Below are 18413 nucleotides of genomic sequence, written 5' to 3' on the forward strand. Positions count from 1 at the left end.
GTCCGGGGGCTGTGCCGGAGTGGCCGGACCCGCTTAGAATCTAACGGACCGTCAGAAACCGCGGGAAGGGGCCGGGCGTGGGGAACTTCTTGGCAGGGAAGGTCGTCGCCGTCACCGGCGCGGGCCGCGGCATCGGCCGCGCGGTCGCCCTCGCCGCGGCCGCCGAGGGCGCTCGGGTCGTCGTCAACGACTACGGGGTGTCGGTCGGCGGCTCCGAACCCGCGTCCGAGGTCGCCGAGGCCGTGGCGAAGGAGATCACCGCGGCGGGCGGCGACGCGGTGGCGGTCGCCGACGACATCTCCACCATGGCGGGCGGACAGCGGCTCGTGGACACGGCACTCGGCGCGTACGGACGGCTCGACGGCACCGTCTGCACCGCGGGCATCCTGCGCGAACGAATGCTCTTCAATATGACCGAGGAGGAGTGGGACCCCGTCGTCGCCACCCATCTCAAGGGCACCTTCACCGTCTTCCGCGCCGCCTCCGCCGTACTGCGCAAACAGGGCTCCGGCACCCTGATCGGCTTCACCAGCGGCAACCACCAGGGCTCCGTCGCCCAGGCCAACTACGCGGCCGCGAAAGGCGGGATCATCTCGCTGGTCCGCAGCGCCGCGCTCGGACTCCACAAGTACGGGGTCACCGCGAACGCCGTGGCGCCGGTCGCCAGGACCCGGATGTCCGCCGGGGTGCCCATGGAGCTGGCGGAGATCGGCGAACCGGAGGACGTCGCCGCCATGGTGGTCTATCTGCTCTCCGACAGGGCCCGGGAGATCACCGGACAGGTCTACACGGTCGCCGGACCCAAGATCGCGGTCTGGGCGCAGCCCCGTGAGCTGCGCGCCGGATACACGGACGGACGGTGGACGCCCGAGAAGATCGCCGCCTTCCTGCCCGGCACGGTCGGCACCGACCCGATGCCGATGCTGGCGGCGCTCACCGAGATGGCGCGGGCGGCGAAGGCCGGCGAGCGGCCCAACACCTGAGCCGGGGGAGGCGTACGCCATGGACGACGACCGTACGGCGGAGGACTGCCGCGGCTGCCGCGGTTTCCGGGCCGAGGTCCGGGCCTGGCTGGCCGGACATCTCACCGATACCCACCGGGATGCGGGCGGCGGGCCCGGCCGGGAGCACGAGGGGGTCGCGGTCCGCCGGGAGTGGGAGCGCGAACTGGGCCGCGGGGGGTGGATCGGCCTGGGCTGGCCCGAGGCCCGCTGGGGCAACCGGTCGGTGGACCGGGACCGGCAGGTCGTGTGGGCGGAGGAGTACGCGCGGGCCCGGGCGCCCGGCCGGGTCGGGCACATCGGCGAGAACCTTCTCGCGCCGACGCTGATCCGGCACGGGACAACCGGGCAGCGGGACCGCTTTCTGCCGCCGGTGGCCCGGGGCGAGGAGCTGTGGTGCCAGGGGTACAGCGAGCCGGACGCGGGCTCGGACCTCGCCGCCGTCCGGACGAGCGCGGTCCGGGACGGCACGGACTACCGGATCACCGGGCAGAAGATCTGGACCTCCCTGGCCCGGGAGGCCGACTGGTGCTTTGTCCTGGCCCGCACCGAACCCGGCTCCCGGCGGCACCGGGGCCTCTCGCTGCTGCTGGTGCCGATGGACCAGCCGGGGCGGGTCGAGGTCCGGCCGATCCGGCAGCTCACCGGCACCAGCGAGTTCAACGAGGTCTTCTTCGACGGGGCGGTGGCCGCCGCCGGGCATGTCGTCGGCGGCGAGGGCAACGGCTGGGCCGTCGCGATGGGACTCCTGGACGACGAGCGCGGGATCGCCGTCCTCGCCCAGCAGATCGGTTTCGAGGCCGAGTTGCGGGAGGTCGTCCGTACCGCGGTGGCGACCGGCGCAGCGGCCGATCCGGTCGTACGGGAACGGCTCGTCCGCCAGTGGGCCGGACTGCGCGCCCTCCGCTGGCACGCCCTCGCCGGGCCGCCCGCCCCCGGGGACCCCGCCGTCGCCAAACTCCTGTGGGGCCGCTGGCACCGCACCCTCGGCGAGCTGGCAATGGCGGTACGGGGTGCGGCGGCGACCGCCGGGCCGGGGGAGTGGCGCGCGGACGCGCCGTACGAACTCGCCCCCGACCAGCGGATGTTCCTGTTCAGCCGGGCCGACACCGTCTACGGCGGCTCCGACGAGATCCAGCGCACGGTCATCGCCGAGCGGGTGCTCGGCCTCCCGAGAGAACCGAAGGGGTGAACGGCCCATGCGGGGAGTCGTCTTCGACGGCACACGGCCGGAGGTCGTGGACGATCTGGAGATCCGGGACCCGGGGCCGGGCGAGGTGCTGGTGGCGATCGCCGCGGCCGGACTCTGCCACAGCGACCTGTCGGTGATCGACGGCACGATCCCCTTCCCGGTGCCGGTGGTCCTCGGACACGAAGGCGCGGGTGTGGTCGAGGCGGTCGGGCCCGGGGTCCGGCATGTCGGGCCCGGGGACCATGTCGCGCTCTCCACCCTCCGCAGCTGCGGGGCCTGCGCGGACTGCGACCGGGGCCGCCCCACGCTCTGCCGGTCGGCCATCGGGCGCCCGGACCGGCCGTTCTCCCGCCGCGGCGGACGGCTCTTCCAGTTCGCCGCCAACTCGGCCTTCGCGGAACGCACGCTCGTCGCCGCGGTCCAGGCCATCCGTATCCCCCGCGAACTGCCCCTGACCTCGGCGGCGGTCCTCGGCTGCGCGGTGCTGACCGGAGTCGGGGCCGTACTCAACCGGGCCCGGACCGCCCCCGGGGACACGGTCGTCGTCATCGGGGCCGGCGGTATCGGCCTCAACGTCGTCCAGGGCGCCCGCCTGGCGGGCGCCTCCCGCATCGTCGCGGTCGACACCAACCCGGCGAAGGAGCCCCTGGCGCGCCGCTTCGGGGCCACCGACTTCGTACCGTCCACGGAGGAGGCCCGCGACCTCCTCCCGACGGGCGCGGACCACGTCTTCGAATGCGTGGGCCGCCCCGCCCTGATCCACGCCGCGATCACCCTCCTGGACCGCGGCGGCCAGGCGGTCCTCCTGGGCATGACCCCACCGACGGCGGAGGCGTCCTTCCACCCGGCCGGCCTGTTCCTCGACAAGTCGGTCCTGGGCTGCCGCTACGGCTCCTCCCGCCCCCAGCACGACATCGCCCGCTACGCGGACCTCTACACCGGAGGTCATCTCCTTCTCGACGAACTGGTCACCGAAACCCACCCGGTGGAGGACTTCACGAAGGCGGCTACGGGGGTGGGGGAGGGGGCGCGGGCGGTGCTGACGTTCTGAGGGGGACGGGGTGCCGCCGGGTCCGGCGGCCCTACCGGAAGGCCGGCAGATGGCGCGCGACCCACGCGTCGAAGGGCCCGGCCGGACGGTGGAGGACGCTCTCCGTATCGGGGCTGACGGCCCGCTCGGACGGCAGCGGGACGCCGAGGATGTCCAGGGTGCCGTCGATGACCTCCCCGGGCATGAACCGCGCCAGGTGGCTGCGGGCCTGGTCGCGGGAGAGTTCCACGAAGGCGACTTCCTCGCCCAGGGCCCGGGAGATCGCCGCGGTCTGCTCGCGGGGGCTGACGGCCCGGGGGCCGGTCAGTTCGTACGTACGGCCGGAGTGTCCGTCCTCGCGCAGTGCCGCCGCGGCGACCGCGGCGATGTCAGCCGGGTCGACGACCGGCAGGGCCACATCGCCGAACGGAGCGAAGACCGTGCGCTTCGTGCGCACCGACTCGGCCCAGGCGAAGGCGTTGGAGGCGAAGCCGCCGGGGCGCAGGATCGTGAAGTCCGCTCCGGACGCCCGGACGGCTGTCTCGAACGCGCGCAGCCGGGTGTGGGAGGGGGCCTCGGGGCGGGTGGAGTTGATCTGGGAGGAGAGCAGGACGATCCGCTTGACCCCGGAGTCCAGGGCCGCGCCGAGGAGGGCGTCCGGGCTCTCACCGGCTCCGTTGAGCTCGCCGCCCAGCATGAGGAAGAGGGCGTCGGCGCCGTCGAGGACGGGCCGGAGGCTCGCACCGTTCCCGATGTCGGCCCGTGCGTGCCTCGCGCCGGCCGGCAGTCCTTCGTACTCGGGACGCCGTGAGACGGCCACGACGTCCTCGCCCGCCGCGGCCAGCAGGGGCACCAGGGTCCGTCCGATATTGCCGGTCGCTCCGGTCACCACGATCATGATGTCTCCCCAAGTGAGTTAGTTAGTTGGCTGACTTACTCAGACCGTAGCACGGTCGGGCCGGGGGTTGTCTATAGTTAGTTGGGTGACTGACTCAGTGAAGCCCGGGGCGCGGGCGGCCGACAAGCGCCGACGACTCACGACGGAGGCGGCCCGGGTCCTGCACGAGCAGGGCGTCGAGCGCACCACCCTCGCCGATATCGCGCGCGCGGCGGATGTCCCCGTGGGGAACGTCTACTACTACTTCAAGACCAAGGACGAGCTGATCCTGGCCGCCCTCTCCGAACACAGCGCACACCTGGACGAGTTCACCGGCCGTCTGGACCGGCTGCCCGACCCGCGCGACCGCCTCAAGGCCCTGGTCGCCGCCTGGGTCGACCAGCGCGAGACCGCCGCCCGCTACGGCTGCCCCACCGGCACCCTCGCCGTCGAACTCGACAAACGCGCCGACGGGACCCTCGACGCGGAGGCCGGGGCGGTCATCCGGCGCCTGCTGGAATGGACCGCGGACCAGTTCCGCGCCCTGGGCCTGCCCGACCCGGACGACCTCGCCGTCACCCTCGTCTGCGCCTACCAGGGCATGTCGCTCCTGGCCAACGCCTTGCGCGACCCGGACCTCATGACCCGCCAGGGCGCCCGCCTCCTGGACTGGCTCGACTCGCTGCGGGCTCCGGGCACGACACCCTGACCCGCCGGGGGCCGGTCACGGTCCGGACCGGCGGGCGTGCTCGTCCCGGCGCCGGGCATCGTGGTCTGCTCCCCTCACCGAGAGGCAGCATGGTCCGCGGAGAGCCCGGCGCCGGGGGCCTCGTAGAACGGTGGCGTGGCCCCCGGGCCCCCTGACGTCAGGGGGCCCGGGGTGCGGCCGCGGAAGGTGCGGCGGTACGTCGTCGGGGAGACGCCCAGCGCCGAGCGGACATGCGCCCGCATCGACTGGGCCGTCGCGAAGCCCGCGTCCCGGGCCACCAGGTCCATCGACAGTTCCGTCGACTCCAGGAGCTGGCGGGCGCGTTCGATGCGCTGGACGGTGAGCCACTGGCCCGGGCTGATGCCGACCTCCTCGCGGAAGCGGCGGGTGAAGGTGCGGACGCTCATCGACTCGCGTGCCGCCAGATCGCGGAGCTGGAGGGGCTCGTGGAGGCGGGTGAGGGCCCAGGCGCGGGCCGTCGCCGTCGACGGGGCGCTCGATTCGGGGACCGGGCGGTTCACGTACTGCGCCTGGCCGCCCGTGCGGTGCGGCGGCACCACATTGCGGCGGGCCGTGTCGTTCGCGACCGCCGCGCCATGGTCCCGGCGGACCATATGGAGACAGAGGTCGATGCCCGCCGCGACGCCCGCCGAGGTCAGGACGTCTCCGTCGTCCACGTACAGCACGTCCCGGTCGACCCGCACCGACGGGAAGAGCCGCTGGAAGTGGTCCGTCCACCACCAGTGGGTGGTGGCGGGGCGGCCGTCGAGCAGCCCCGCGGCGGCCAGGAAGAAGCTGCCCGTACAGATGGACGCGATCCGGGCGCCGGGCCGGATCCGGGCGAAGACCTCCACCAGATCGTCCGGCAGCCGGCCGCTCTCGTAGACCTCGGCCGGATGGTACGCGGCCGGGACGATCACCGTGTCCGCGCGCTCCAGCTCCTCCGGGCCGCGCTCGACGTACATCGTGAAGTCGGCGTTGACCGGGACCTGGCCGGGCACCGGCGTACAGGTCACCACCTCGTACAGCTCCGCCCCGGAGGGCGCGAGGGCCCGGCCGAAGATGCGGTGCGGGATGCCCAGCTCGAACGGGATGACATCGGGCAGGGCCAGCACGACCACACGATGGCGGTCCGGAATCGGGTCACCGGTCATGGCCCGATCCTAGCGAACGGTGTCGTACGGGCCACTCGATGCGGATACCCGGGCGGCCGGAAGCTGTTTCCCGTGACCGATGTGATCCGCAGCCCGGCCCCGCCCCGGCTCCCCGCCCCCGCCCGCCGCCGTCGTCCGCACCGCGCCTGGTCCGTCGCCGCCGTCACCTTTGTGACGATCGTCGGCGCGGCCGGCTTCGCCTCTCTCCCCGGTCTCCTCTTCGACCCGCTGCACCAGGAGTTCGGCTGGTCGCGCGGCACCGTCGGCTTCGCCGTCTCGGTGAACCTGGCGCTCTACGGGCTGACCGCGCCGTTCGCCGCCGCGCTGATGGACCGGTTCGGCATCCGGCGGGTCGTCGCCGCCGCCCTGACCGTGATCGCCCTCGGCTCGCTGCTGACCGTCTGGATGACCGCCGCCTGGCAGCTCGTCCTCTTCTGGGGCGTCCTCGTCGGCCTCGGCTCCGGCTCGATGGCCCTCGCCTTCGCCGCGACCGTCACCAACCGCTGGTTCGTCCGGCGGCGCGGACTGGTCACCGGCGTGCTCACCGGCGCGGGCGCCTCCGGCCAGTTGGTGTTCCTCCCGCTGCTCTCCTGGCTGGTGGCGGAGCAGGGCTGGCGGCCCGCCGCGGTCACCGTCGCGCTGGTCGCCCTCGCCGTCGTCCCCTTCGTCTGGCTGCTGCTGCGCGACCATCCGGCGGACGTCGGCCTCCCCGCGTACGGCACCGACACCGTCGTCCCCAAGCCGCCGCCCGTGAAGGGCGCCGCGCGCCGGGCCGTGACGGTGCTGTTCACCGCCGCGCGCACCGGACCGTTCTGGCTGCTCGTCACCACCTTCGCGATCTGCGGCGGCACCACCAGCGGCCTGATGAAGATCCACTTCGTGCCCGCCGCCCACGACCACGGCATGCCGGTCACCGCCGCCGCCTCGCTGCTCGCGGTCGTCGGGATCTTCGACATCATCGGCGCGGTCTGCTCGGGCTGGCTGACCGACCGCTACGAGACACGGCGGCTGCTGGCCGTCTACTACGCCCTGCGCGGGATCAGCCTGATGTTCCTGCCGGTGCTGCTGGCACCGTCCGTACAGCCGCCGATGATCTTCTTCATCGTCTTCTACGGACTGGACTGGGTGGCCACCGTCCCGCCGACCATCGCGCTCTGCCGCGAGTACTTCGGCGACGACAGCGCCGTCGTCTTCGGCTGGGTGCTCGCCTCGCACCAACTGGGCGCGGCGGCGGTCGCCTTCGCCAGCGGGGTGGTGCGGGACATCACCGGTTCGTACGACGCGGTCTGGTACGCGGCGGGCGCGCTGTGCGCGGCGGCATCACTGATGGCGCTGGTGATCCGGCGGGCGCCGGGGGCCGCGGTCTCCGGTACCTGACCGGCGGGGCGGGCCGTACTCCGGTCCCGGCAGCAGCCCGCGGGGGATGGGCTGCTGCCGGGACCGGGGGTGTGGTGGGGGGAGGGGCCGGTCCCGGCAGAGGTCCGCGGGGACGGGCGGCTGCCGGGACCGGGGATGGGGGGCCTGGGGGTTCAGGGGTGGTGGACGGGGTGGCGGGGTCGGTGGCTCAGGGCTTCGCGTACGGCGGCGCGGGCCGCGGGCCGGTGCCCTCGCGGGCCGCGATCCACCGGTCGTGCAGCCACATCGCCGTGGCCCGCCGGTTCCCGGCACCGTCCCAGCGGATGTCCCGCTCGTACGTGACGACCTCGCCCCGGCCGTCCACGATCACCCAGGTGTACAGGCCGTTCTCATGGCGGGTCTTGACCTTCGCGCCGGAGACCGCCCGCTCGGCGCCGGAACGGTCGCGCACCTTCTCGTCGTGCCGGGCCACCCACTGCACGGACAGCCCGTCCGCATGCTCCGGTACGAAGCTCTTCAGCCAGTCGAAGGCCGCCTTCTCCGCCGCCGCGTCGGAGGGCAGGCCGGGGCCGGGCGCGTCCGGGGTCATCCGGGTGTAGCCGAGCAGGGTGCCCCCGCCGTCCACGACGGTGGTGAGGTGCTCGCCGCCGAGCGTGCGCGCGGCGCCCCGCTCGTAGCGGACCACCGTCACCGGGCGGTCCTCGTGCCGCTCCGCCCGGACCTGCACGGTCCGCCAGCCGGCCGGGACCGAGAGCCCCGCGGCGGCCAGGGCCTGCCGGGATTGCTGGGCGGCGGTGCGCGCCTCAGTGCTGTCCGGGCGTACGGGTTCCACTTTCTTCCGCTCCTGTTCCCCGGGGGCGCTTGCCGGTGCCGTGACTGTTCTCCCGGGAGCGGCGCTGCCGGAATCGGTGCTGATCAGCAGCGCGGCGCCCAGCACGCAGGCTCCGCCGATGGCCAGGACCGGGGCGAGGACGAGGGATCGCATGGGTGGGTCGTTCCTTCCGTGCGGTGGTGCCGGTGGTGCCGGTGGTGGTAGGGGCGGGCAGGCGGCCGGCGCGGACACCGGCGAAGAGGGCCAGGGCGGCCAGGGTGGCCAGGACGGTGAGGACGGTGAGGACGGTGAGGGTGAGGACGCGGGGCGCGAACGCCGCGCCGCCCGGGGACTCGGGCGGCGCCGGTCGCGGTCCGCCGTTCGAACCGGTCGTCGTCATGCGCTCCATGGCACCAACCAACCAGTTGGTTGTCAAGACTTGCCAACTGTTTGGTTGGGTAAGGTGGGCGCATGGCGAGAGACACCGCGGTGACACGGCAGAAGCTTCTGGACGCGGCGCGGCGGGAGTTCGCGGCCCTCGGGGTGGCGGGTGCCCGGGTCGACCGCATCGCGGAGCTGGCGGGCGTCAACAAGGAGCGCGTCTACGGGCACTTCGGCAGCAAGGAGGGCCTGTTCGCGGCGGTCGTCGAAGCCGCCATGGACGAACTCACCGAGGCGGTCGGGAAGCCGGGCGACTCCGTCCCGGACTGGGTGGGTTCGGTGTACGACTTCCACCGCGAGCACCCCGAACTGCTGCGGCTGCTGCTGTGGGAGGCCCTGAGCTGCGGCGACGGCGAACTCCCGGGCGAGGAGCGGCGGGCCGACGGCTATGCCCTGAAGGTGACGGCGCTGGCGGACCGGCTGGGCGTCGAGCCCGGCCCCCGTACCGCCGTACTCCTGCTCTCGCTCATCGGCCTGGCCGCCTGGCCCAGCGCGGTCCCCCAGCTCACCCGCCTGGTCCTCGGCGCCCAGGGCGGGTCGGCGGATGCGGAGGAGACGGTCCGTGACGTGGTGGTGGGGCTGGCGGCGGGCCTGGTGGCGGCGGAGTAGCCGGTCTGATCTCCCGCCGTAGGGCCGGTGCTTCCGCCGGACGCGGCCCGGGGAGTTCTTCCGGATCTTGCCGGGGGCACCGTCGGGGCAACCTCAAGGGCCTGGGAGCCTTCTTCCGCTAGAGCGAGTCGTTGTTGTCGGGCAGTAACCCCGAGAGTCGGCCGGAGGGCATATGGAGATCGCGCTCATTGGTGTGCTGGTGCTTGTCGCCTTCGGGGGTGTCTGCGTGGTGTGGTCCGAGCGCGGTGGGCCACCGTGGGTCCGGAGGGTGGCCGCGGTGACCCTGTTCGCCGGAGCGGTCGCCCGCGCACTCGGGAAGAGCCGCGGCGGCGGGCGCAGCGGCGGCGGAGACAACGGCGGAGGCGCCGACGGCGGTTAGGTCGTCTCTTTCGGATCTTGCCGGGCTCGCGTGCCTCCCCCAGCCCTGCGGCTGGGTGGGGGTACCCCCGCGCCCGCAGGGCTGCGGGGGAGAGTGTGCGTGCCGGGCATCGCGGGCCGGACGGGACTTTGCGGACACAGCCTTAGGATGCCGGTCCTGGTCACGCGCGACGGAGGACGACGGTGGAGCGGATACGGATACGTCTCGGCAGCGACGAGGCATGGCTGGAGCTGACCCGGACCGACGAGGACTACTGGCAGATCCGGGCCGACTGGTGCGGTCGGCTGACGGCGGACTTCACCGCGTTCATCCACAGCACGGAGGCCCTGGACTTCACCGCGCGGATGAGCGCCCGCCTCGGTGACCCGTACAGCGGGCGGTTCTCGGCGGAGGTGACCCCCGGCCGCAACAATCCGCTGAGGCTGAAGGCCGAACCCCTCGACGGCGAGCACGCGTTCTACGCCCGTCTGACCCCCAACGGCCATGACGAGGTGTGCTGCCTGCAGATGGAGATCGGACCGGCACCGACGGACGAACTGCGCGCGATGTTCGACGCGGCGCACGCGGCGCTGGCCGGGTAACCGGGCGGCGGTACGGGCGGCGGCGGGCAGGCTCAGACGGTGTCCGCGGTGACCTTCTGGGTGAAGGCGTGGAGATTGCCCAGCAGGCGCGCGGACTTCTCCGCCGCCGTCAGGCTCTCCTCCTGCTGCCGGGTGCGGAGCTTGGGCTGGCGCTTGCCCCGGACGTAGAGGGAGCAGGCGAGGTCGGTGCAGAAGTAGCTGCCGACCGTGCTGCCCTCGCGGCCCCGGGGGCCCGCCAGCGGGGCGACCAGCAGGGTCACTCCGGAGGAGGCGTGGCCGGTGTGGCAGATATTGCAGATGCTGGACTTGAAGGCGCTGGTGTTGGTGCTCGCCGGGACGCGCAGGCTCAGGCCGAGCGGAGTGCCGTCGGGGCCGGGGGCGACGAGATAGGCCCGCTGGGGCGCGCCCGGGTCGATCCACCCGAGGAAGTCCAGGTCGTCCCAGGGGGTGTCGGCGAAGTCCGCCGGGAGCCGGAGCCGCTTCGCCTCGCCCTTCGAACAGTTCACGAAGGAGGCGCGGATCTGCTGATCGGTGAGCGGTTCCATCCTCCGACCGTAACCGGAATCCGTTGACCGGGGCATCCGGTTTTCTGCCGGGGCGGTCGTCACTCCAGACGCCGGAACTGGCCCTCGTGGAAGATCAGCGGATCGCCGTCACCGCAGGTGCCGAGGGCCTGGACGCGGCCGACGACGATCAGATGGTCGCCGCCCGTGTGCACGGCATGGACCGTGCAGTCCACCCAGGCGGTGGCCCCCTCCAGCAGCGGCGCCCCGCTCACCGGCGCGGGCCGGTGGGCCACCCCGGCGAACTTGTCGCCCCCGCGGACGGCGAAGCCCCGGCACAGGTCTTCCTGGCCCTCGCCCAGGACATTGACGCAGAAGGCTCCGGCGCGGGCAATCCGGGGCCAGGTCGTCGAGGTGCGTCCGACCATGAACACCACCAGCGGCGGGTCCAGCGAGAGCGAGGAGAAGGACTGGCAGGCGAAACCGGCGGGGCTGCCGGGGCTGCCGGGCCCGCCCGGTCCGGTGGGCCCGGTGGGCCCTTCCGGCTCCCGCGCGGTGATCACGGTCACCCCGCCGGCGAACCGGCCCAGGGTGCGCCGGAACTCCGCCGCCTCCACCGGGGCCCGCTCGCCGTCCCGGACGGCCCGCAGTTCGGCCCGGGGGTGGGGGTTGTACGGCTCGGGCGGCAGTCCCGTGGGCGCTCCCGCGGACCGGAGGTAGCGGACGGCTGCGGCGGCCATACCGGCGTGTCCCATCATCCCTCCATTGAAACTGACGTGGTGTCAGATGGAAAGGGTTCCGGGCTCCCGGGAGCGGCCGCCGGACCGGCTTCCGGTCGGGTCGGACCGGCCGCCGGGCAGGGGAGCTATCACCGCCCACCCCACCCGCCGGACCGCTGCGACCAGGCGTATCGTCCTCGGTATCGGGTTCGTTTCGGGTTCTCGGTGAACTTGGGGGTCTCGCCGTTATGTCCATGCTCCTGCCCTCGTCGAGCAGACCGAAGTGCCTGCCGCAGCTCTCGGAGGGGTACACCGAACGCTGGCTGCCGCTCGCGAGCGCCGCGTTCGTCCCCGCCGCCGGACAGCTTGCCGCGGTGGTCCTCGCCGGAGCCCTGGCACTGGGCATCGGCGGGGGCGGCGCCGGGCTCACCGCGCTGCTCACCATGGCCGCCGTCGTCTATGTCCCGGCCGTCGCCCTGATCTTCGGGGCGCTGACCGCCCTGGCCTACGTCCTGCCGGTACTGGCCCTCGCGGACCTGGCCGCCGCCCGCCGGGGCGGGGCCGTGCGGTGGTGGCGGGCGGCCTTCGTCCTGGGCCTCGGCGCGCTGTACGCCGTACCGTTCGGCTTCGGCGGCCCGGTGGACTATCTCCGGACCTGGGCCCTGGTCGCCCTCTCCGCCCTGCTGCCCCTGCGCGCCGCCGACCGCGCCCACCGCGCCGGTCCCGCGGGCCGGACCTCCCGGGGCCGCCTCGCCCCGTGGCTCTGGGGCTTCGCCGCGCTCTGGCTGCTGACGGTCGTCATCGGCTTCGCGGCCCTCGCCGCGCCCTGAACCACCCCGCTGCCGGACGGACGGAGCGCAACGATGCCGACAGGCACGCAGAGGAATCCGTTTCTGCCCCTGCACGGGGCAAGGCCGTCGCTGTACACGGTGGCGTTCGTGTACGCGTCGTCCCAGACCAGTGTGCTGATGGTGTTCTACGTGTTCGCCGTCATCGTGTGGGAGTGGGGGCCGGCCGAGTACGACGGGTTGATCAATCTCACCGGCAGCCTCGGCATGATTCCCGTCGTCGCCTTCTCCTTCGGCGCGTTGCAGGCGCTGCTCCACACCGTGCCGGTCCTGGCCCTGGCCGACCTGGCCGTCGCCCGGCGCGGTGGCGTGCGATGGAAGTGGCTGACGGGAATCACCGTGGCCTCCGGCCCGCTCTATGCCGCCCCCGTGCTCTTTCTGGAGCCCCTCTGGTTCCCGGCGGCCTGGGCGGCGGTGGCCGTGCTGGCCGCCGTGCCGCTGGCGACCGTCTGCTACGTGGAACGCAGGGCGCGCACCCACGAGGAGCCCGTCACCTCCGGCGCCGTCTGGTTCTGGGGCTACGCGGGCGGCGCTCTCGCCTCGTGCCTGGTGGCCATCGGCGTGATGGCGAGCGCGCCTTGAGGCCGGCCGCCATCACCCGCTCCGGGCCCTGGTGAGCTGCTCGCGCAGTGATTGGACCTCCTCGTCGGTGATGGGCCCGTGCTCTCCCTCGGCGGCCCGGATGAGTTCATCGAGGTTTCTCCGCTCGATCCGGCGTGCGGCGGCCGAGAGCCGGGAGGGGGCGCTGCCCGCCTCGGCGGTTCCGGCAGCATCGCGCGGACCGGTGACCGGGTGGGCGCGGGAGTGTTCGTTCATGCACCCCATCGTGTCCGGGCCGGGCCCGGGGTACTGGGGAATCGAGTATCCGGCTACCCCGGGGACTCGGTCCGGCTCCCTCGCCACGCGCGGTTCGCGTTCGCGGAAGCCCGTCACGCCCTACCCTGTCGCCGAACCGCCGGAACCTAACTGACCTGCGCTTTTCCCCGGCAGGCTTCTACACTGCGCCGATGATCACATCAGACGCGGCCGTCCGCGCCGCCGTAGAAGCGTTCGACGCCGCGATCGCCGAGCACGACATTGCCGGGCTGCAAGCGGCTCACCGGAGTCTCACCTTGCTCCCCAAGGACACCCTGGCGCGGAACTCCCCGGAGCTGGGGCCGCATCTCGCCCGGCATCTGGAGGACCTGCCGCAGTGGCACTCGGCCGCCTTCGGCGTTTTCGTGGGGGCCCTGGTCGAGTGGGAGGCCGACGCGGTCGACTGCGCGCGGCCCGTGCTCGGCTGTCTGCGGCATGCCATGGAGCAGGCCCTGGAGTTCAGCGCGCTGTGGGCGGAGCACTACGGCGCGGAGAGCGAGCCGCCGGACCCGTCCGGCCCGCCGAGCCCGGAGCAGCAGAAGGCCTTCGGCCCCGACTACGGGGAGGTCTGGCACACCCCGTACTTCGGCTGGCTGACCGTGCACCACTGGGAGAAGGCCGCCGTCGCCGTCCTGGCCGACCCCCGGGTGCGGGCCGACTTGTCGGGCCCGGACGGGCTCGCCGACCGGGACGCCCTGGTGGAGCTGGCCCGCAGGCTCGAACCGCAGATCGGTGACCTCCAGTGCGTACTGCGGGCGCTGCTGCTCCTCGACGACGAGCCCCTGCTGGTCCTCGACCGGTCCTCCGGGCGGGCCTTCCGGATGCGGATGAGCGGCATCTCCGGCAACTACCAGCTCCAGACGCTGATGGCGGATGTCCTCATCGGCGGCGGGCATCTGCCCGGGGAGGCGCCGGGCGCCGAGGCGGTCGCGCTGAGCAGTACCGCCCCGGTCGACGTCTGCCGGCTGGACGAGGCCCCGGGCGTCCTGGAGTCCTTCAACTTCGCCGAGCCGTCCGGCCGCTGGATATGGAGCGCCACGGCCCCGGACCTGATCCCGGTGGTCGACGGTGTCCGTACGCTCGTTCTGGACCCGCCGGTCTTCCGGCACCACTACAAGGCCGTACGGTTCCTGCCGCGCGTCCCCGGCAGCCTCGTCCTGGAGAAGGTGCTGGAGCCCGCGGACGCGGCCCCCTTCTTCACCGGCGTCCGGGAGCTGATGAGCTGGCAGGAGGCGAGCGCGCTGGCCGCGGACGGCTACGGCGCGGCTGCCCCCGCGGACCCCGCTGCCCCCGCCGACCGGCCGGAGCCGGACCTCCCCACCGGCCGGGTGGCCCGGGCCGCGCACCGGGTGCTCGGCGCCCTCCGCAACGCGGGCTCCCGGGCCGGGCGGTCTTCGTAACGCGGGCATCCGGGTTGGGGCGGTCCTCGTAAGCCGGGCTTCCGCGCTCAGCGGCCCTCGTAGCGCGGACTCCGCCGTTCGCGGAAGCTCGCCACGCCCTCCCGGGCGTCGTGGGTCGTCATAGCGATCTCCACCGCCGCCGCCTCCGCCGCGAACGCCGTGGCGCGGTCGGTGTCCAGGGAGGCGTTCACCAGCTCTTTGGTGAGGGACAGCGCCCGGGTCGGGCCGCCTGCCAGACGGTCGGCCCAGGCGCGGGCGGTCTTCTCCAGGTCCGCCGCCGGGACGACCCGGTTGACCAGACCCCACCGCTCGGCCTCCGACGCCGGCAGGGCATCGCCGAAGAACATCAGCTCCTTGGCCCGCCGCGGGCCGATCAGGCGCGGCAGCAGATAGGCGCCGCCGCCGTCCGGGACCAGACCGCGGCGGGCGAAGACCTCGATGAACCGGGCCTCCGCCGAGGCGATCACCAGATCGCAGGCGAAGGCGAGCTGCGCGCCCAGCCCCGCCGCCGTGCCGTTGACCGCCGCGATCACCGGCTTCTCGCAGTCCAGGACCGCCGAGATCAGACGCTGGGCGCCCCGGCGGATCAGCCGGGCAACATCCCCGGCGGTGCGCTCGCCCGCCGCCGGGCCGCTCCGCAGGTCCGCGCCCGCGCAGAAGCCCTTGCCGGTGGCGGTGAGCACGACCGCCCGGACCGCCGGGTCCGCCGAGGCGCCGGACAGCAGGGTTATCAGCAGCTCCCGCTGCTCCGCGGTGAGGGCGTTCAGCACGTCCGGGCGGTTGAGTACGAGCCACAGGACGCCGTTCTCCGAGGTGTGGAGGACCCCGGGGGCGGGGGCGACGCTCACCGGCAGACCGCCAGCGCGTCCAGGGCCACCGCGCCCTGACCGCGGGGCAGGACCATCAGGGGGTTGATGTCCAGTTCGGCGAGTTCGTCGCCCAGCTCCAGCGCCATCCGCTGCACCCGCAGGATCACCTCCACCAGCGCGTCCACATCCAGCGGTGGCCCGCCGCGCACCCCGTCCAGCAGGGCCCGGCCGCGCAGTTCGGCCAGCATGGAGCGGGCCTGGTCCTCGCCGAACGGCGGGACGCGGACGGCGGTGTCCCGGAGCACCTCCACCAGGATCCCGCCCAGGCCCACGGTGACCGTCGGGCCGAAGAGCGGGTCCCGGACGACGCCGACGACCATCTCCGCGCCCCGCTCCACCATCTGGCAGACCAGGATGCCGTCGAGGTCCGTGCCCTCGCACCGGGCGATCTCGGTCAGCTCCCGGTAGGCGTCCCTGACCTGGCTGGCCGAGGTCAGCCCGATCTTCACCAGGCCCAGTTCGGTCTTGTGGGCGAGCAGGCTCCCGGACGCCTTCATGACCACCGGGTAGCCCACCAGACCGGCCGCCCGGACGGCCGCCGCCGCACTGGTCACCAACTGCTCGCGCGGCACCCGGATCCCATAGGCCCGGAGAAGCTGTTTGGCGCCGTGCTCGCTCAGCCGGGAGCCCGGCCGCAGCAGCGCCTGCGCCTTGCGGAAGGACGGCGAGGGGGTGCGGGGCGCCTCGTCGAAGGGGGAGCGGTATCCCGTGGTGAAGCGGTGGTGGTCGAGATGGGCGCGGACCGCCGTAATGCAGTTGGCGAAGGTACGGAAGGTCGCCACCCGGGAGGACCCGAGGAGGGTCTCCCGGTAGGCGGGCTCGGTGCCGACGGGGGAGCCCCACACCACACAGACCAGCTTGTCCGTCTCCTCGGCCGCCGCGACCAGATCCCGGGCGAGCCGGTCGCTCATCGGCGGGAAGGGGCCGGTGATCGGGCAGATCAGCACCCCGACGGCCGGATCCGCCAGAATCGCGTCGATGATCTTCCGGCCGCGCCAGTCGCCCACCGGGTGGCCGCCGTTGTCCACGGGGTTCGCCACGCTCAGCTCGTCCGGGATCCACTGGTGCAGCTCCGTCTGCCTGGCCTCGGAGAGCCGGGGCAGCCGCAGCCCGGCCGCCGTCGCCAGATCGGCGAAATGCGCGCCGGTGCCGCCGGAGATCGAATACACCACCACCCCGTCGGCCCGGGGCGGCCGGGCCCTGGCCAGCAGGGCGGAGGTGTCCTGGAGTTCGTCGAGGCCGTCGACCCGGATCACGCCGTACTGCCGCATGGCGGCGTCGACGACCCGGTCCGCCCCGGTCAGCTTGCCCGTGTGCGAGGCGGCCGTACGGGCCCCGGTCTCCGTCCGCCCCACCTTGACGGCGACGACCGGCACCCCGCGCCGCGCCGCCCGGTCGGCCGCCAGCAGAAACGCGCGGCCGTCCTTCAGCCCCTCCACATAGCAGGCGATGGCGCCGACCTCGGGCCGCTCCGCGAAGTACGAGATGAAGTCCGCCGTCTCCAGATCCGCCTCATTGCCCGTGGGCGCCCAGTGGGAGAGCCGGATACCCAGCTGCTGGAGGGTGAAGACCGGGCGCCCCTGGTGGCCGGACTGGGTGATCAGGGCGATGGCCGGTCCTTCGAGGTCCTCGCGGAACTCCTCGAAGGCGTTGAGATTGGTGTTCGGCCCGAGCAGCCGGACGCCCGCCCGCGCCACGGCGGCGGCGAGCCGCTCCTGAGCCGCCGCGCCGTCCTCGCCCGTCTCCGCATATCCGGAGGCGAAGGCGACGGCGAACTTCACCTTCGCCTCGGCCAGTTCCCCGACGAGCGGCAGCGGATCGCCGACCAGGAGCACCGCCAGATCGACCGGCTCCGGTACCGCGGCCAGCCGCGGTACGCAGGGAATGCCGAAGACCTCGGTACGCGAGGGGTGTACGGGGTGGAGCCGGGCACCCACCCGCTCCGACCAGGCGACGAGCTGCCGGGTGATGCCGGTGTTCGGGCGGCCCTCCGCATCGGACGCGCCGACCACCGCGACGGACGACGGACGGAAGAAGCGGTCGAGATCGGGGACCGGGGCGTACAGGGGGCGGCCGCTGACATCCGTGTCCCCGGCGGACGCCACGGTGGACGCGGAGTCGTGGACGGCGTCGCGGGCCTGCTCTCCGCAGGCATCGACGCGCGCCCGCAGATCCGAGGTGAGGGTGCCGTGAGTAGATCCAAGCATCGGTGAGCTCCGCTCCCTGCTCGTTGCTCGCTGCTCATTGCTCTGACTCTCGTTGCCGGTGCCGGGTCGAGCGTGCCCGCCCGTGCGCCCGTGAACGGGCGGTCACCCGTGAACGGGCTTCGTGGGCGTGCGTGCCTTCGTCTCGTCTCTGCCGGCCCTTTAACTGACGCACAGTCAGATTACAGAACTGACGCCATGTCAGGAACAGGCGTGCAGGGAAAGGGCGGTGCTGCCACCTCGTGATGACCCTTGCCATTTCTTTACCCTGGCGCCCTCGTTTCAGACGCCGATATTCGGACTGATCCGTCCGCCCCCGCACGTGCTCCGCGGGCCTTCCGGCGCCCGGTCGGCCGGGCTGTGCGGCCCCTGTCCGGGGCTCTGTTCGCTGGCCGGAAGTAACCGGTGAATTCACCGCGGGAAGTCCCACGGTCACTGTCCGGCGCATCCGGATCCCATCCGTCCGCGGCGCGTCGCCCGGTTCGCCCGGGCATTGCCCCGCGCCCCCGCGCAACCCCCTGATCGGCTCTCTGAGCTGCGCCTAAATAAAGGAGAGGTGATGAACCGTACTCACGTACGATGCGCTCGCTGGGAACAACGGGGTGGGGACCGTCGGATGGCGCATGGTCACACCCCTGCGAGAAATCCGGAGGTATCAGTATGAAGATCATGAACGGGTGGGCGGGGTTTGCACTGGCCGGAAACGACGTGATCGGCTTCCGCTCGGGAGCCGTCGACCCGGACTGGGAGCCCGGCGCGGCCCCGGTCGACCCCGACTGGGAGCCGGGTCTCACCCGCTGATCCCCTAGGACTTCCGCGCGCCGACAGGCGGTGCGGAACCACCGAGGGTCAAGAACGTAAAGAACGGTGAAAGT

Annotated in this window: 20 protein-coding genes; 12 read left to right on the forward strand and 8 right to left on the reverse strand. The window is 73.2% G+C overall.

Annotation, left to right across the window (positions count from 1 at the left end):
* Window positions 1–77: 77 nt before the first annotated feature.
* The 3 genes from ACWDR0_RS11775 to ACWDR0_RS11785 are packed head-to-tail and all read left to right on the forward strand — an operon-like array spanning window position 78 to window position 3244.
* Window positions 78–983 (forward strand): SDR family oxidoreductase, encoded by a 906-nt coding sequence (locus ACWDR0_RS11775; RefSeq protein ID WP_456351490.1) that lies wholly within the window; start codon window positions 78–80, stop codon window positions 981–983.
* Between the two features lie 19 nt (window positions 984–1002).
* Window positions 1003–2193 (forward strand): acyl-CoA dehydrogenase family protein, encoded by a 1191-nt coding sequence (locus ACWDR0_RS11780; RefSeq protein WP_456351491.1) that lies wholly within the window; start codon window positions 1003–1005, stop codon window positions 2191–2193.
* A 7-nt stretch (window positions 2194–2200) separates the two neighbouring features.
* A complete protein-coding gene (locus ACWDR0_RS11785; protein WP_456351492.1) occupies window positions 2201–3244 on the forward strand; it encodes a Zn-dependent alcohol dehydrogenase in 1044 nt (347 codons plus the stop codon).
* 31 nt (window positions 3245–3275) lie between these two features.
* On the opposite strand, the gene ACWDR0_RS11790 is transcribed toward ACWDR0_RS11785, so the two are convergent.
* Entirely contained in the window at window positions 3276–4121 is an 846-nt protein-coding gene (locus ACWDR0_RS11790) for an SDR family oxidoreductase (protein WP_456351493.1), read from the reverse strand.
* A gap of 85 nt (window positions 4122–4206) precedes the next feature.
* Here ACWDR0_RS11790 and ACWDR0_RS11795 point away from each other — a divergent pair, with 85 nt between their 5' ends.
* Complete coding sequence (locus ACWDR0_RS11795; protein ID WP_456351494.1) at window positions 4207–4809, forward strand: TetR/AcrR family transcriptional regulator; 603 nt, start codon at window positions 4207–4209, stop codon at window positions 4807–4809.
* 74 nt (window positions 4810–4883) lie between these two features.
* Here the strand turns inward: ACWDR0_RS11795 and ACWDR0_RS11800 are convergent, their stop codons facing one another.
* A complete protein-coding gene (locus tag ACWDR0_RS11800) occupies window positions 4884–5963 on the reverse strand; it encodes a GlxA family transcriptional regulator (protein WP_456351495.1) in 1080 nt (359 codons plus the stop codon).
* Window positions 5964–6035: 72 nt separating this feature from the next.
* Between ACWDR0_RS11800 and ACWDR0_RS11805 the strand changes: the two genes are divergently transcribed.
* Window positions 6036–7340 (forward strand): MFS transporter, encoded by a 1305-nt coding sequence (locus tag ACWDR0_RS11805; protein ID WP_456351496.1) that lies wholly within the window; start codon window positions 6036–6038, stop codon window positions 7338–7340.
* Between the two features lie 187 nt (window positions 7341–7527).
* Here ACWDR0_RS11805 and ACWDR0_RS11810 read toward each other — a convergent pair whose 3' ends face one another.
* Complete coding sequence (locus ACWDR0_RS11810) at window positions 7528–8304, reverse strand: hypothetical protein (RefSeq protein ID WP_456351497.1); 777 nt, start codon at window positions 8302–8304, stop codon at window positions 7528–7530.
* A gap of 297 nt (window positions 8305–8601) precedes the next feature.
* On the opposite strand from ACWDR0_RS11810, the gene ACWDR0_RS11815 reads away from it, so the two are divergent.
* From ACWDR0_RS11815 to ACWDR0_RS11825, 3 genes are all read left to right on the forward strand, one after another.
* Window positions 8602–9180, forward strand: coding sequence for a TetR/AcrR family transcriptional regulator (locus ACWDR0_RS11815; RefSeq protein WP_456351498.1), 579 nt, complete (start codon window positions 8602–8604; stop codon window positions 9178–9180).
* 172 nt (window positions 9181–9352) lie between these two features.
* Window positions 9353–9559, forward strand: a complete 207-nt coding sequence (locus tag ACWDR0_RS11820; RefSeq protein WP_456351499.1) for a hypothetical protein — start codon at window positions 9353–9355, stop codon at window positions 9557–9559.
* A 182-nt stretch (window positions 9560–9741) separates the two neighbouring features.
* Complete coding sequence (locus ACWDR0_RS11825) at window positions 9742–10140, forward strand: hypothetical protein (RefSeq protein ID WP_456351500.1); 399 nt, start codon at window positions 9742–9744, stop codon at window positions 10138–10140.
* 32 nt (window positions 10141–10172) lie between these two features.
* Here the strand turns inward: ACWDR0_RS11825 and ACWDR0_RS11830 are convergent, their stop codons facing one another.
* Window positions 10173–10685, reverse strand: coding sequence for an FBP domain-containing protein (locus ACWDR0_RS11830; RefSeq protein WP_456351501.1), 513 nt, complete (start codon window positions 10683–10685; stop codon window positions 10173–10175).
* A gap of 59 nt (window positions 10686–10744) precedes the next feature.
* Complete coding sequence (locus tag ACWDR0_RS11835) at window positions 10745–11401, reverse strand: flavin reductase family protein (RefSeq protein ID WP_456351502.1); 657 nt, start codon at window positions 11399–11401, stop codon at window positions 10745–10747.
* Between the two features lie 209 nt (window positions 11402–11610).
* On the opposite strand from ACWDR0_RS11835, the gene ACWDR0_RS11840 reads away from it, so the two are divergent.
* Together ACWDR0_RS11840 and ACWDR0_RS11845 are read left to right on the forward strand one after the other, a co-directional pair.
* On the forward strand, window positions 11611–12192 hold the full coding sequence (locus ACWDR0_RS11840) for a hypothetical protein (protein WP_456351503.1): 582 nt from the start codon (window positions 11611–11613) through the stop codon (window positions 12190–12192).
* 33 nt (window positions 12193–12225) lie between these two features.
* Window positions 12226–12792, forward strand: coding sequence for a hypothetical protein (locus ACWDR0_RS11845; protein ID WP_456351504.1), 567 nt, complete (start codon window positions 12226–12228; stop codon window positions 12790–12792).
* 12 nt (window positions 12793–12804) lie between these two features.
* Here ACWDR0_RS11845 and ACWDR0_RS11850 read toward each other — a convergent pair whose 3' ends face one another.
* Window positions 12805–13026: a CopG family transcriptional regulator gene (locus ACWDR0_RS11850; protein ID WP_456351505.1), complete on the reverse strand. Its 222-nt coding sequence runs from the start codon at window positions 13024–13026 to the stop codon at window positions 12805–12807.
* Window positions 13027–13217: 191 nt separating this feature from the next.
* On the opposite strand from ACWDR0_RS11850, the gene ACWDR0_RS11855 reads away from it, so the two are divergent.
* On the forward strand, window positions 13218–14465 hold the full coding sequence (locus ACWDR0_RS11855; protein WP_456351506.1) for a hypothetical protein: 1248 nt from the start codon (window positions 13218–13220) through the stop codon (window positions 14463–14465).
* A gap of 47 nt (window positions 14466–14512) precedes the next feature.
* On the opposite strand, the gene ACWDR0_RS11860 is transcribed toward ACWDR0_RS11855, so the two are convergent.
* Together ACWDR0_RS11860 and ACWDR0_RS11865 are read right to left on the reverse strand one after the other, a co-directional pair.
* Window positions 14513–15313, reverse strand: a complete 801-nt coding sequence (locus ACWDR0_RS11860; protein ID WP_456351507.1) for an enoyl-CoA hydratase/isomerase family protein — start codon at window positions 15311–15313, stop codon at window positions 14513–14515.
* On the reverse strand, window positions 15310–17541 hold the full coding sequence (locus ACWDR0_RS11865; RefSeq protein WP_456351508.1) for an acetate--CoA ligase family protein: 2232 nt from the start codon (window positions 17539–17541) through the stop codon (window positions 15310–15312). Before ACWDR0_RS11865 ends, ACWDR0_RS11860 begins: the two co-directional genes overlap by 4 nt.
* Before the next feature lie 657 nt (window positions 17542–18198).
* On the opposite strand from ACWDR0_RS11865, the gene ACWDR0_RS11870 reads away from it, so the two are divergent.
* The gene (locus tag ACWDR0_RS11870) at window positions 18199–18339 is read left to right on the forward strand and encodes a hypothetical protein (protein ID WP_456351509.1); all 141 of its coding nucleotides are present in this window, start codon (window positions 18199–18201) and stop codon (window positions 18337–18339) included.
* Window positions 18340–18413: the final 74 nt, after the last annotated feature.

The sequence above is a fragment of the Streptomyces sp. NPDC003691 genome (assembly GCF_053981115.1).